General features: G+C 44.6%; 13 protein-coding genes and 1 pseudogene. 8 read left to right on the top strand and 6 right to left on the bottom strand.

The window, feature by feature from the left end; genetic code table 11:
• The first annotated feature begins 11 nt into the window (after positions 1-11).
• From AC23P2_RS00735 to kdpA, 3 genes are all read left to right on the top strand, one after another.
• Complete coding sequence (locus AC23P2_RS00735; RefSeq protein WP_487771426.1) at positions 12-1,343, top strand: sigma-54-dependent transcriptional regulator; 1,332 nt, start codon at positions 12-14, stop codon at positions 1,341-1,343.
• 262 nt (positions 1,344-1,605) lie between these two features.
• Entirely contained in the window at positions 1,606-1,686 is an 81-nt protein-coding gene (kdpF, locus tag AC23P2_RS00740; RefSeq protein WP_487771784.1) for a K(+)-transporting ATPase subunit F, read from the top strand.
• Between the two features lie 10 nt (positions 1,687-1,696).
• The gene (kdpA, locus tag AC23P2_RS00745) at positions 1,697-3,391 is read left to right on the top strand and encodes a potassium-transporting ATPase subunit KdpA (protein WP_487771427.1); all 1,695 of its coding nucleotides are present in this window, start codon (positions 1,697-1,699) and stop codon (positions 3,389-3,391) included.
• Here the strand turns inward: kdpA and AC23P2_RS00750 are convergent.
• Together AC23P2_RS00750 and AC23P2_RS00755 are read right to left on the bottom strand one after the other, a co-directional pair.
• The gene (locus tag AC23P2_RS00750) at positions 3,378-3,734 is read right to left on the bottom strand and encodes a toxin-antitoxin system TumE family protein (RefSeq protein WP_114066916.1); all 357 of its coding nucleotides are present in this window, start codon (positions 3,732-3,734) and stop codon (positions 3,378-3,380) included. The two genes, kdpA and AC23P2_RS00750, sit on opposite strands and share 14 nt — an antisense overlap.
• Complete coding sequence (locus tag AC23P2_RS00755; protein WP_487771428.1) at positions 3,734-4,033, bottom strand: hypothetical protein; 300 nt, start codon at positions 4,031-4,033, stop codon at positions 3,734-3,736. The genes AC23P2_RS00750 and AC23P2_RS00755 overlap by 1 nt, the downstream gene beginning before the upstream one ends.
• A gap of 35 nt (positions 4,034-4,068) precedes the next feature.
• Between AC23P2_RS00755 and kdpB the strand changes: the two genes are divergently transcribed.
• Positions 4,069-6,123: a potassium-transporting ATPase subunit KdpB gene (kdpB, locus tag AC23P2_RS00760; protein ID WP_487771429.1), complete on the top strand. Its 2,055-nt coding sequence runs from the start codon at positions 4,069-4,071 to the stop codon at positions 6,121-6,123.
• A 4-nt stretch (positions 6,124-6,127) separates the two neighbouring features.
• On the opposite strand, the pseudogene AC23P2_RS00765 reads toward kdpB, so the two are convergent.
• Together AC23P2_RS00765 and AC23P2_RS00770 are read right to left on the bottom strand one after the other, a co-directional pair.
• A pseudogene (locus tag AC23P2_RS00765) lies at positions 6,128-6,385 on the bottom strand (Txe/YoeB family addiction module toxin).
• A 3-nt stretch (positions 6,386-6,388) separates the two neighbouring features.
• Positions 6,389-6,646, bottom strand: coding sequence for a hypothetical protein (locus AC23P2_RS00770; RefSeq protein WP_487771430.1), 258 nt, complete (start codon positions 6,644-6,646; stop codon positions 6,389-6,391).
• A gap of 33 nt (positions 6,647-6,679) precedes the next feature.
• Here AC23P2_RS00770 and AC23P2_RS00775 point away from each other — a divergent pair, with 33 nt between their 5' ends.
• From AC23P2_RS00775 to AC23P2_RS00790, 4 genes are all read left to right on the top strand, one after another.
• Positions 6,680-7,243, top strand: coding sequence for a K(+)-transporting ATPase subunit C (locus AC23P2_RS00775; RefSeq protein WP_487771431.1), 564 nt, complete (start codon positions 6,680-6,682; stop codon positions 7,241-7,243).
• A 102-nt stretch (positions 7,244-7,345) separates the two neighbouring features.
• The gene (locus tag AC23P2_RS00780; RefSeq protein WP_487771432.1) at positions 7,346-8,422 is read left to right on the top strand and encodes a porin; all 1,077 of its coding nucleotides are present in this window, start codon (positions 7,346-7,348) and stop codon (positions 8,420-8,422) included.
• 4 nt (positions 8,423-8,426) lie between these two features.
• Entirely contained in the window at positions 8,427-9,554 is a 1,128-nt protein-coding gene (locus tag AC23P2_RS00785) for a sensor protein KdpD (protein ID WP_487771433.1), read from the top strand.
• Positions 9,555-9,574: 20 nt separating this feature from the next.
• Entirely contained in the window at positions 9,575-11,272 is a 1,698-nt protein-coding gene (locus AC23P2_RS00790) for an ATP-binding protein (RefSeq protein ID WP_487771434.1), read from the top strand.
• On the opposite strand, the gene AC23P2_RS00795 is transcribed toward AC23P2_RS00790, so the two are convergent.
• Both AC23P2_RS00795 and AC23P2_RS00800 read right to left on the bottom strand, forming a co-directional pair.
• Positions 11,254-11,967: a hypothetical protein gene (locus AC23P2_RS00795; RefSeq protein WP_487771435.1), complete on the bottom strand. Its 714-nt coding sequence runs from the start codon at positions 11,965-11,967 to the stop codon at positions 11,254-11,256. The genes AC23P2_RS00790 and AC23P2_RS00795 overlap by 19 nt on opposite strands.
• A gap of 118 nt (positions 11,968-12,085) precedes the next feature.
• Complete coding sequence (locus AC23P2_RS00800) at positions 12,086-12,856, bottom strand: LytTR family DNA-binding domain-containing protein (RefSeq protein ID WP_487771436.1); 771 nt, start codon at positions 12,854-12,856, stop codon at positions 12,086-12,088.
• Positions 12,857-12,916 lie beyond the last annotated feature (60 nt).

Here is a 12,916-nt window from a genome sequence, read left to right on the forward strand (position 1 = left end):
ATGTCTTCCCCATGCCCAACCTTCTCCTTATCGACGACGAAATTAAACTCCGTGGCTTACTCAAGCGCATTTTGGAGTTGGAAGGATACCACGTAAGCGAGGCGGGCGATGCCAAATCAGCCATACAACTACTTGAAAAACAAGACATTCAAGTAGTTGTATGCGACGTCAAACTTCCTGATGCCCACGGCGTAGAGCTCACCAAACAATTAAAAGCAGCGTTTCCACTGGTAGAGTTTATTCTTCTAACGGCCTACGGAACGATTGCGGACGGGGTACAAGCCGTCAAGAATGGGGCGTTTGACTACCTTACCAAAGGCGATGACAATGACCGTATCGTCCCCTTAGTGGCCCGTGCCGTCGAAAAAGCCGAACTTCAGCAAAAGGTAAAACGCCTTGAAGAGAAGGTTCGCCAAAAAGTAGGTTTTGAGCGCATTGTCGGGACGTCGGCGGTACTACAACAAGCCATTTTACTCGCTCAAAAAGTAGCTCAAACCGATACAACGGTTCTGCTTTTGGGAGAAACAGGAACGGGCAAAGAAGTATTTGCCCAAGCCATTCACCACGAAAGCCCTCGGCGAGACAAACCTTTTGTGGCGCTCAATTGCAGCGCATTTAGTCGCGAAATCTTAGAAAGTGAGCTTTTTGGTCACCGTGCTGGCGCCTTTACGGGTGCTCTCAAAGACAAAAAAGGACTGCTAGAAGAAGCCCACGGAGGGACGCTTTTTCTGGATGAAATCGGCGAAATGAGCCTCGACTTACAAGCCAAACTTTTACGCCTACTCGAAACTAACTCGTTTTATAAAGTCGGCGATACGAAACCCACGCACGTCAATGTACGTTTCGTTGCCGCTACCAATCGTAATTTACGCCAAGAAGCCGAGCAGCAGCATTTCCGCCTCGATTTGTACTTTCGGTTATCAGTATTCGAAATTACGCTACCCGCTCTTCGCGAGCGTCCGAGCGATATTCCGCTTTTGGTGGCTCATTTTGTGCAGTTGTATGCAAAAAAAATGAACCGTTCGGTTCCTTCAATTTCCTCTCAATTTCTTCAAAAATTGGCCCAACATTCGTGGAAAGGCAACATCCGTGAATTGAAGAATGTCATCGAACGGGCTGTCATTTTGAGTAATCATACCGAATTGACCCCGCAGGAGCTTCCTTTTGAAATGCAATTGGGCACCCTATCCTCTACGCAAGAACTCGTATCGTTGGCCGAAATAGAAAAACAACACATCCAACGGATTCTCCATCATACACAAGGCAACAAAACCGAAACGGCCCGTTTACTTGGCATTGGCCTTACCACCCTTTATAGAAAAATTGAAGAATACGGATTGTAGCCCTTTATCCTTTCCAAAATGAAAAACGACCCTTCCAAAACGGAAGGGTTTTTTATTGTTCTTCAAAACTCAAAAATCATAAGTCATTAACAGTAAATAGCTTAGCCAAAACGTTTCGTACTGGCACAGCTTTGGTATCTCTATGAGTGTATTACTTAAAACATATTGACGATGCTTATGCTCATTTATCTTCTGCTCACGGGCATTGGGTGCTTTGCCCTCTTTTATGGTTCCATCCGTTTTTTTGAAAAAATCTAAAACTATGTTCGCTGTTTTGTTCATCCTTTCATTGGCTGTGTTTTGCTACTTAGTGTACGTCTTACTCAAGCCCGAAAAATTTTAATACCACTATCATGTTACAAGAAATTCTCGGTATCGGTTTAATGTTTGTCCTTACGGTTTTGTTAGCACTTCCTTTGGGACGCTACATCGCCAAGGTCTATCTCGGACAACCTACGTGGCTGGACTTTATGTCGCCACTCGAAAACTTTGTCTATAAAGTATGCCGCATCAATCCCAAAAAGGAAATGACGTGGCAGGAAAACTTAGCAGCTCTTTTGACCATTAATTTTTTATGGTTTTTCTGGATGATGTTCATTCTAATGAATCAGGGATGGTTGCCTCTCAACCCTGACGGGAATCCATCCATGAGTCCTGATTTAGCATTTAATACCGCTATTTCATTTTTGGTGAACTGTAATTTACAGCACTACTCGGGCGAAACGGGCGTCACTTATTTTTCTCAATTGGCTGGCTTGATGTTTATGCAGTTTGTGACCGCAGGAACGGGTATGGCTGCCGCCGCGATTGTGTTTAAGGCCATGAAAGAGCGCCAAAGCAATCAGTTAGGCAATTTTTACAATTATTTTCTCAAATCATGTACCCGTATTTTATTACCCGTTTCGTTGGTATCGGCCATTATTTTGGTCTTCAACGGCACACCCATGAACTGGGAAGGCAAAGCCGATATCGTTACGGTTCAGGGGGATTCAGTACAGGTATCTCGCGGGCCAGCGGCGGCAATGATTGCCATCAAACAAGCTGGTACTAATGGAGGAGGGTATTACGGAGTTAATTCAGCACACCCGCTTGAAAACCCTAACTACCTGACCAACATCGTCGAAAACCTCCTTATCATCCTGATTCCAATTGCTTTTGTGTTTGCCTTGGGCTTTTATCTGAATCGCAAAAAACTCGCTTGGATGATTTTTGGGGTCATGACCATTGGCTTTTTATTACTCTTGAGTGTCTCTGTGTATTTCGAAATGCAGGGAAATCCCGCCCTTGATAAAATGGGCGTCAGCCAAACCCTCGGCAGTATGGAAGGAAAGGAAATACGGTTCGGCTCAGCGGCGTCGGCCTTCTGGGGTATCACGACCACGACCACTTCTAATGGCTCGGTCAATGCCATGCACGACAGTATGACGCCGCTTTCGGGCGCCATGCAAATGCTTGATATGATGATCAATGCACTTTACGGAGGGGTAGGTGTTGGTTTTCTGAACTTCTACATTTTTATCATTATTGCCGTATTCATTTCAGGGTTGATGGTGGGAAGAACCCCCGAATTTTTGGGCAAAAAGATCGAAGCCAAAGAGATGAAAATTGCTACGCTTGTCGCTCTGCTTCACACTTTTCTGATTTTGACTTTTACGTCTATTGCCAGCTATGTGTTTACCAAAGACCCAAGTGTAGGCTGGCTCAATAATCCAAGTTTTCATGGCTTTTCGGAAATGCTGTATGAATATACTTCCTCTTCGGCCAACAACGGCTCGGGTTTTGAAGGCTTAGGTGACAACACTCCTTTTTGGAACATCACTTGCGGTATTGTACTGATTCTGAGCCGTTATCTGCCTATTATCGGCCCCATTGCCATTGCGGGTATTTTGGCAAACAAGAAGCACATCCCTGAGTCAGCTGGAACGCTTCAAACCGACACTGCTACGTTTGGATTTATGGTATTTGCCGTGATTTTCATCATCGCTGCGCTGTCGTTTTTTCCCGCGTTGGCCTTGGGACCTTTTGCCGAATTTTTTACCCTTCGCTGAGTTGGGAAGAAATGTAAGCCAACACTTTTTCAATGGTCATTGGCTCGGAGGGTAATATGTTGGTTTCGGAGTCGACGTGTTTATGAAAAGGAGAAGTTGAAAGATGAGGGTAATCATGCGCATTATCCCAGCGGAGAATCAATGAGGCATCAGGCCTTTGCCACTGATAAGCGTAGTCTATTTTATTTTCTTCAAAAACAGTTACCTCTTTGACATACAAAATGCTGCCGGCAACCAATTCAACCTTATATCTTAAAATATGAATGCGTGGAGTGATAAGTTCTTTGATTAAAATGGATTTTGTGATAATCGCATCAAAAGCTGCTAAATCAGGTAAGGGCATTAGTCTTCCAACGTTTTCAGTTTGCTTTCTACCAATTCAATTGCTTTTAAACAAGCTCTCCATTCCATTTCATCATCTTCTTTCTCAAATAAACCAAACTTAATAATTGAATCAAATTTTTCCAGAAATGACTGAAAATTCATCTCATACTTGTTTTCAAATTCAGTTACTTCCTGCTGATAAATACCCATTTCGATGCGTAGGGCCTCTTTGGCTTTTTCCAAAGCAAATGCATCTACTGAATCATACCCTAATTCATGAATTGCGGCAGCCAATGCTTCGGTTTGTTGAATAGACATAGCTTAACAGTTTTTTTTTCAAAATTACAAAAAATATGAAACGTTCTCAATCCTCTTCTCTCTTTCAGGGAGATATGGCCAAAACCGCTCTGATAGAGTCGTTTGTCAAATTAAATCCTGCCGTGATGTACCGTAACCCCGTTATGTTTACGGTCGAAATCGGAACCGTAGTGATGTTTTTTGTGTGCCTCCAAATTGCTTTTGGCGGTGACACTACCCAAGGGAGTTTGGCCTACAACATCGTGATTTTTACGGTGCTGTTTCTAACTTTACTTTTTGCCAATTTTGCCGAAGCTTTAGCCGAAGCACGGGGCAAAGCCCAAGCCGACAGCCTGCGTAAAACCCGCGAAGAAACACCCGCCAAAGTCATCCGAACGCTCGGCACCCTAAAAGTGAATGAGCTTCAAACCATTCCTTCGTCTCAATTGGTAAAAGGCGATGTGTTTGTCTGCGACGCGGGAGATATTATTCCAACCGATGGCGAAATCATCGAAGGTTTAGCGACCATTGACGAATCAGCCATCACGGGAGAATCTGCGCCCGTGATTCGCGAAGCGGGCGGGGATAAATCGTCGGTTACGGGAGGAACTAAAGTGCTTTCCGACCACATCAAAGTTAAAGTGACGACCCAACCGGGGGAGAGTTTTCTGGATAAAATGATTGCCTTGGTGGAAGGTGCTTCGCGTCAGAAAACACCCAACGAAATCGCCTTAACAATCTTACTGGCAGGCTTTACCCTCATCTTCGTTATCGTCTGCGTCACGCTCAAGCCCTTTGCTGATTATGCCAATACGCCCATTGCCATTTCGGCTTTTATCTCGCTTTTTGTCTGTTTGATTCCGACGACCATTGGCGGTTTGCTTTCTGCCATCGGGATTGCGGGCATGGACAGAGCCTTACGGGCTAACGTGATTACCAAATCAGGAAAAGCCGTTGAAACGGCGGGAGATATTGACACCCTGCTTTTGGATAAAACGGGAACCATCACCATCGGTAACCGTAAAGCCACGAATTTTTGGCCTACGGCTGGCATCAGCCAAGATAGATTTATTACTTCGGCACTGTTTTCATCTTTGGCCGATGATACGCCCGAAGGAAAATCAATCCTTGAGTTGGGACAACAAAAAGGCCAAAAACTTCCTGTCATGCCTGAACGTGCAGAAATGATAAAGTTCACGGCCGAAACACGTTCATCAGGTGTTAATTTGCCAAACAACGTCCGAATTCGGAAAGGAGCTCAGGATTCAATTCGGAACATGGTCGAAAGAGCAGGAAATGAATTTCCGAAAGACACCGCTGAGCAAGTTCGGGTCATTTCCACAAATGGCGGTACGCCCTTGGTGGTATCTGAAAACGATAAAGTATTGGGCGTCATTGAATTACAGGACGTTATCAAACCTGGCATTCAGGAGCGTTTTGAACGTCTGCGTAAAATGGGCGTAAAAACCGTGATGGTGACGGGTGACAATCCGCTCACGGCCAAATACATTGCCAATGTAGCGGGCGTAGATGATTTTATTGCCGAGGCCAAACCCGAAGACAAAATGAACTACATCAAAGCCGAGCAGGCAAGCGGTAAACTCGTCGCCATGATGGGTGACGGCACCAACGATGCGCCCGCCTTGGCCCAAGCCGATGTAGGTGTCGCGATGAACAGCGGTACACAGGCCGCCAAAGAAGCAGGCAACATGGTGGATTTGGACAACGACCCGACCAAACTCATTGAAATTGTGGAAATTGGAAAGCAGTTGTTGATGACACGCGGTACACTCACTACCTTTTCTATTGCCAACGACGTCGCTAAGTATTTTGCGATTGTTCCAGCATTGTTTATGACTTCTATCCCGGCATTACGGTCGCTCAATATCATGCACTTGGCCAGTCCAGAGAGTGCGATTTTATCAGCGGTGATTTTCAACGCAATTATCATTCCGCTGTTGATTCCGTTGGCGCTGAAAGGGGTGGCTTACAAGCCCATTGGGGCAAGTGCCCTGTTGCGCCGCAATTTGCTGATTTATGGCTTAGGAGGTCTGATTGTGCCTTTTATCGGTATCAAACTCGTTGATTTGGTAGTGGGGAGCCTGTTTTAAAAAATCAGTAATGACCATGACAACTTACGACAGACACTTTCTCATTATCAACTTTATAAATCAAACGATGTTCGCTATTGATTCGTCTGCTCTAATAACCCGACCAGTTTCCTTTCAATGGTTCAGGTTTACCGATACCTTTAAATGGGTCACGGGTTATATCAATAATCAGGTCATTAATTTTATTAAATATTTCTCGGTTTTCGTACGACCACTCAACATAGTCTTTGTAAGCATCCGCCTCAAAATAAACATTGCGCATGAACTAAAGCAATTTAGAGTTTTTGACGAACTCATCAAAAGAAAACGAAACTACGTTTTCCCCTTTTTCAATGTTATCAATCGCTTTATCCAGCCGTGCTTTGTATTGCCCCTGAGTTTCGGAGCGTAAAAATGGGGCTGAGGGTTTTTCGGCCACTTGAATGGTAATTTCGTAATTATCATTTCCCTTTAAAAACTGTTGCAATTTCTCCAAAAAACTCGCATTTAGTTCTGAAGGACGCACTTTAATGATTGTTTCCATAGCAAATTTTATTTTCTCAAAGTTACACAAAAAATGAAAGCACACATTGTTCCAGCTATACTGATGACCCTCGCTACGCTTGTATTGTTAGTGGTCGTCTATCCCCTGATTGTCTGGGGAATTGCTCAATTTGCCCCCGAAAAGGGTCGCGGCGAAACCATCGCTGTCAATGGAAAAGTTGTAGGTTTTGCCAAAGTTGGCCAGAAATTTACGGCTGACAATTACTTTTGGTCGCGCCCCTCGGCGGTAGAATACAACGCGGCTGGTTCGGGCGGTTCTAATAAAGGCCCTTCCAACCCTGATTATTTGGCGCAGGTGCAGGCTCGGATTGATACGTTTTTGGTACACAACCCAACCGTCCCAAAATCTGCCATTCCTTCTGAACTCGTCACCGCTTCGGGTAGCGGTTTGGATCCTCATTTATCGCCACAAGGTGCTGAAGTTCAGGTAGCCCGAATTGCGAAGGTCAGAAACTTACCCGAAGATAAAGTCAAAGAGTTGGTTAAAACCCATACCGAAGGGCCTTTTTTAGGCTTGTTCGGGCCTTCCAAAGTCAATATTTTAGCGCTTAATATTGCGTTAGACCAAATGAAGTAATTTAGGCAACATGTACGTGGCCGTCGGTTTTGAACCGACAGTCACTTAAAACGTAAAACACCTAAATTACAACCGTTATTATTCCACAAATCAGAAATTACCATGAAAAAGTTTGTAACTGTCGCACTTGCCTGCGTGCTTTCGACTCCCTTATTTGCTCAAATCGCCGATTCCACCGCAAAAATTACCGTAAGCGGCTATGTAGAAGCCTATTACAGCTATGATTTCAATCAGCCCGTCACCAATGACCGTCCGTCGTTTGTCTATAGTCACAATCGTCATAACGAATTCAATGTCAATTTGGGTTTTATTAAAGCTTCGTATGCGGGGGAGCGCGTTCGGGGCAATTTAGCGCTCATGGCTGGCACGTATGCCAATGCCAATCTGGCCGCTGAACCTGCTACGTTGCGAAATGTATTTGAGGCCAATGTTGGCGTTAAACTTTCTAAAACGAAGAATGTATGGCTGGATGCGGGCGTTTTTGCCTCGCACATCGGTTTTGAGAGCGCTATTTCAAAAGATTGCTGGACGCTGACCCGCAGTCTGATGGCCGACAATACGCCTTACTACGAAACAGGAGCCAAAATCGGTTACACCTCCGACAATGGGAAATGGTTTTTATCGGGTTTGGTGCTCAACGGTTGGCAACAAATCAGACGTGCCGACGGCAATACGCGGTTGGCTTTAGGCACCCAAATCACGTTTAAACCGACCAGTAATGTGACGCTGAATTCAAGTTCTTATCTGGGCAGTCGGCCCGACAATTCCAACCGTACTCGTTTTTTTCATAACCTCTACGGCACGTTTCAATTAACGGAAAAACTGGGATTAATTGCGGATTTTGATTATGGCATGGACCAACGGCAACCGAATTCTTCCAACTATGATTCCTGGACGAGTTGGGCGGCTATTGTAAGATATCAATTCAGTTCTAAAGTGGGAGTTGCTGGGCGAGTTGAAAACTATACCGACAAAAAAGGATTGGTCATTGCCACCACGACGCCGAATGGTTTTCAAACCACGGGCTACTCCTTCAATCTTGATTACGCGCCCATTTCCAACGCCGTATGGCGAATTGAGGCCCGAAGTCTGAATAGCAAAGATGCCGTTTTTGAAAAAAAGGGAAAAGCGGTGGATACCAATTTTGTCTTAACGACCTCATTAGCCATTAGTTTTTAAGCTTATGCCTTCTATTGACCAACAAGATGCCCAATATTTCCTCGATTTGATTAAGAAGTCAAAGCGGGGAAAGTTTAAAGTTTATATTGGTATGAGTGCGGGCGTGGGTAAAACGTACCGAATGTTGCAGGAAGCACATACCCTGCTTCGCAATGGGGTAGATATAAAGATTGGTTTTGTCGAAACCCACCGCCGCGCTGATACTCACGCGTTAATAGAAGGCTTGCCGCTTATTCCGCACCGTACGGTTTTTTATCGGGGAAAAGAACTGGAAGAAATGGATTTGCAGGCCATTTTGAACCTTCACCCAGAAGTGGTGGTTGTGGACGAGCTAGCGCACAGCAACATTCAAGGTTCTAAAAATGAGAAACGCTGGCAGGATGTGATTGACATTTTAGATGCGGGAATCAACGTAATTTCGGCCGTCAATATTCAGCACCTCGAAAGCCTCAACGAGGACGTTTTTCGAATTACGGGCATCGAAGTCAAAGAAACAGTGCCCGATAGCTTATTGCAGCAAGCCGATGAAGTGGTTAATATTGACCTTACCGCCGATGAGCTGATTGCCCGCCTGAAAGAAGGAAAAATCTATGACCGTACTAAGATTGAAACGGCGCTTAACAATTTTTTTAAGTCGGACAAAATCTTGCAGCTTCGCGAATTGGCACTGAAAGAAGTGGCGTCGCAGGTTGAGCGAAAAGTAGAACTGGAAGTACCGCGAAATACAACTTTCAGAGCAGAACGATTTGTTGCCTGCATCAGCTCTAACCACGAAATCGCAAAAAAAATCCTACGAAAAACCGCCCGTTTGGCTAGTTACTATCAAGGAAAATGGTATGTACTCTATGTTCAAACTTCGGGAGAAGATACCGATAAAATCGGATTGGCCACTCAGCGTCATTTGATCAATAATTTTAAATTGGCCACCGAACTGGGCGCGGAAGTAATCAGAGTGAAGAGCAATGAAGTGGCACAAACCATTTTTGATACGGCTCAAAAGTACAACATTACCACCGTTTGCATCGGCAAACCGCACGGCAATTTTTGGAAAAACCTAACTGGTAATTCACTGTTTTTTAAACTATTACGAAAAGTTTCCGATACAGACATTGACTTAATTGTTATTAGCTAATTAGCGGCTCGTTTTCACTCATGAAACTCAAAATTAAACTGCGCCTTGCCCTCGGCTTTTTGTTCACTGTGATTCTGCTTCTTGGCGGTCTTGGAGCTTGGTATTTGCAAAAACTTTCTCAAGAAGCCCAAGGTATATTGAAAGACAATTACATTTCGCTGGAATATGCCCGTACCATGCGCGGTATCATCGACGAAAACAGTTGGAAATCAGAAGACTTTAAGTTGTTTGACCAAACGCTGGCGCTCCAAGAACGTAACATTACCGAATTGGGTGAAGGAGAAAGCACTCAGCAAGTGCGCAGTCATTTTAATGCGTTTCAAAAAACAGGCGACCGAAGCCGTATTGAACTGATTAACAAGCAACTCAATACCATCGTTCAGCTCAATATGCAATCCATTTTTCGTAAAAATGAACAGGTCAAAAAAACAGCCGATGAGATTTATTCGTACCTCGTTTTCATTGCCACCTTCTGCGCTTTGGTTGCGTTTTCGTTTATCGTCAATTTCCCCAAATACATCGCCGACCCTATTCAGCAACTGACCGAAGGGCTGCGCGAAATCACCCGCAAAAACTACGAGCCGAGATTGGGCGTTGAGCGTAGCGACGAACTAGGTGAAATGGCTAAAGCTTTTAACCAAATGGCGCAAAAACTTGACGAATATGAGCACAGTAGTTTGGCGAGGGTATTGTTTGAGAAACGCCGTACCGAAACCATCATCAACCAAATGAACGATGCGATTATTGGGCTTGATGAACACAATCACTTATTGTTTATTAACTCCATCGCCTCCACCATGCTCGGGCTTGATGCCGTTCAGATTGTGGGCAGGTACGCCCCCGATATTGCCCTAAAAAACGACTTACTTCGCAGCCTCCTCAACGACGAGCCAACGGCCAAGCCACTCAAAATCTTTGCCAACGAACGAGAAAGCTATTTTTCCAAAGAAACATTTGAAGTCACCAACGACGAAAAACGCTTAGGGCAAGTCATTGTTCTTAAAAACATTACGCCGTTTCATGACCTCGACCAGGCCAAAACCAATTTTATTGCCACCATTTCGCACGAACTTAAAACGCCCATTGCTAGCATAAAAATGAGCCTAAAATTGCTCGAAAACGACCGCATTGGCGACCTTAATGACGAACAAAAACTGCTTGTTACTCAGATTCGGGAAGATAGCCAACGGTTGCTCAAAATTACAGGGGAACTGCTCGACTTATCACAAGTCGAGACGGGCAACCTCCAACTCAATTTTAGAAATGTCACACCCACCGAAATCGTGACTCCCGCCGTGGAGGCCCTTCAGTTTTTTGCCTCCCAAAAACACATCGACATTCAAGTACAGATACCATCGACTCTGCCTTTGGTTCAAGCTGATTCGGACAAAACCACTTGGGTATTGTTAAACTTTCTTTCCAACGCCATCCGTCACAGCCCCGAAAAATCAATCATTGAAGTAGAAGTTAAACCCAACTCAAAAGCCAATTACCTTGAATTCTCAGTCAAAGACTTGGGCAAAGGCATCGACCCCAAATACCAACAACGGGTCTTTGAACGCTACTTTCAAGTACCTACCAACGGCCAAAGCAAAGCGGGTACGGGACTCGGGTTAGCTATTTCTAAAGAGTTTATCGAAGCCCAAAAAGGAACCATCGGGGTCGAAAGTGAAATTGGTTTAGGCAGCCGCTTTTGGTTTCAATTGCCTGTGGCATAAACGCGCCGAATAGTCGCCAAATGCGCCCAAAGTACCACAGGAACCACAAATCCTGGTAACCAAATGAACGTTGATTTGAATACCCCCACATTGGGTTGAGCAAAATTTAGCTGCTGAAATGGCAACGGAGCCGAAAGAATCGCCATGCCTACAATGTTTACTAGCAAGCCCAATGCCAACAGGTTCCATCCCAACAAAACCCACCGAGGCAATGTGCTACGCTGAAGGCACCATACGAGTAGTGGTGCAGTAGCCCCCGCCAAAATATCCCAATTGTAACCTTCAAACGTCATCATTTGTGGGATGTGATGTTCCAAAAACAAATACCAAAGCAATACCTCTACCGCCACTCGAACGGTATGCAGCCCAATCAACGGTTTCAGCGGAAGTTGGTCAAGAAAATGTCGCCCTTGGCGGGTTAAAAACAGAGAGGCAACAAATGCCATTGGCGGGACTACAACCACCAAAAAGCGCGGAGGTTTGGCATCCAACTGAGCAAAAAAGGATGTTTGAGCAAGTCCCCAAAGCATACCTAACCACGCCAAGCCAAACACTAAAAAGTAGGAGGCAATACGCGGTGAAACGGTACGCAACAAGTGCCAAAGAAACCACCCAAAACAGATAACTACGCCCCCAAAGGCCCAAGAAAGTCCATCAGAAATGGGAATAGGGAGAAAATGAAGATTAGGCTGCATTATTCAACGGTGAAAGTTTGGGCGTTATTACCCACCCAAAGTAACCGTTGTTTTTGGGGAAGTGTAGAGCAGATTTATCCTTAAAAAAACGAATGGTAGCAATTTTGGGGATGAATGGTCAGGCGGAAATAGCTTTTTCCAGCCATTTCTTAAATTCACTACTTCGGTAGCGGCTCACGACCACCTCTTCTACGGCATCTGCTTGTCGCAATGCTGGTACTAAGGAAACTATTAGCTTTCGATTGGCTTCCTCCTTTACCGCTTTTATAGCATTGACACAAACGATAAATTGGCGACTAATGACAAAAAAACACGTATAAACCCCCAACTGCTCAGACAACATTACTAAAGAGGCATAACTTGTTGTGTGTTTGCTACCATCTGCTTTAACTAATAAAATCACCCCTCCCGAAGAATAAAAATAGGCTATTTCTGCGGGTTGTAGCATCAATTGCCCGTGAAGCATCGCTACTCGAATCAACGATTTTTGCGATGCCTCAGGCAATTTTTCGGGGGGAGAATTTGTTTTTTGCCAATAAATCGTTTGGAGTAAATAAATAGCGATATAAGCCCCATTCACAACAATTGCAATGGTAAAACAAACGATTGCTCCCGTAAACAGCAGCGTAAATACAGGCCAATGCCCCACATACACCCGCTGTGCCAGTGGAAAAACAAGTAAAAAGGTCAACAACGTCGCACTTCCATTAAAAACTAATTGGCGAACAATTCGCTTTAACGGGTTGATATAGAATGGATGCGATGCGTCTAACCACCAAAACAAACGCAAATTTATTTCCCAGCACGAAAGCATCACCGTAGCAACCGTCAGAAAATAAGGCCACGGAAAAGAATAGCCTTCTTGCCATGGAAAGCTTTTAGTAAACACCACATGAGAGGCTACGAAAGCGGCGATAGGAACAAAAATACCCCTAGCTATCCAGTCATA

It is taken from the genome of Runella sp. R0.1_18 (genome assembly GCF_057652155.1).

What these genes read in the sequence shown, in the direction of transcription:
- AC23P2_RS00750 (WP_114066916.1), bottom strand. Translation starts at nt 3,734, where the DNA reads ATGCCCTTACCTGATTTAGCAGCTTTTGATGCGATTATCACAAAATCC.
- AC23P2_RS00735 (WP_487771426.1), top strand. Translation starts at nt 12, where the DNA reads ATGCCCAACCTTCTCCTTATCGACGACGAAATTAAACTCCGTGGCTTA.
- AC23P2_RS00790 (WP_487771434.1), top strand. Translation starts at nt 9,575, where the DNA reads ATGAAACTCAAAATTAAACTGCGCCTTGCCCTCGGCTTTTTGTTCACT.
- AC23P2_RS00755 (WP_487771428.1), bottom strand. Translation starts at nt 4,033, where the DNA reads ATGTCTATTCAACAAACCGAAGCATTGGCTGCCGCAATTCATGAATTA.
- AC23P2_RS00795 (WP_487771435.1), bottom strand. Translation starts at nt 11,967, where the DNA reads ATGCAGCCTAATCTTCATTTTCTCCCTATTCCCATTTCTGATGGACTT.
- AC23P2_RS00770 (WP_487771430.1), bottom strand. Translation starts at nt 6,646, where the DNA reads ATGGAAACAATCATTAAAGTGCGTCCTTCAGAACTAAATGCGAGTTTT.
- AC23P2_RS00775 (WP_487771431.1), top strand. Translation starts at nt 6,680, where the DNA reads ATGAAAGCACACATTGTTCCAGCTATACTGATGACCCTCGCTACGCTT.
- kdpB (WP_487771429.1), top strand. Translation starts at nt 4,069, where the DNA reads ATGAAACGTTCTCAATCCTCTTCTCTCTTTCAGGGAGATATGGCCAAA.
- AC23P2_RS00780 (WP_487771432.1), top strand. Translation starts at nt 7,346, where the DNA reads ATGAAAAAGTTTGTAACTGTCGCACTTGCCTGCGTGCTTTCGACTCCC.
- AC23P2_RS00785 (WP_487771433.1), top strand. Translation starts at nt 8,427, where the DNA reads ATGCCTTCTATTGACCAACAAGATGCCCAATATTTCCTCGATTTGATT.
- kdpA (WP_487771427.1), top strand. Translation starts at nt 1,697, where the DNA reads ATGTTACAAGAAATTCTCGGTATCGGTTTAATGTTTGTCCTTACGGTT.
- kdpF (WP_487771784.1), top strand. Translation starts at nt 1,606, where the DNA reads ATGTTCGCTGTTTTGTTCATCCTTTCATTGGCTGTGTTTTGCTACTTA.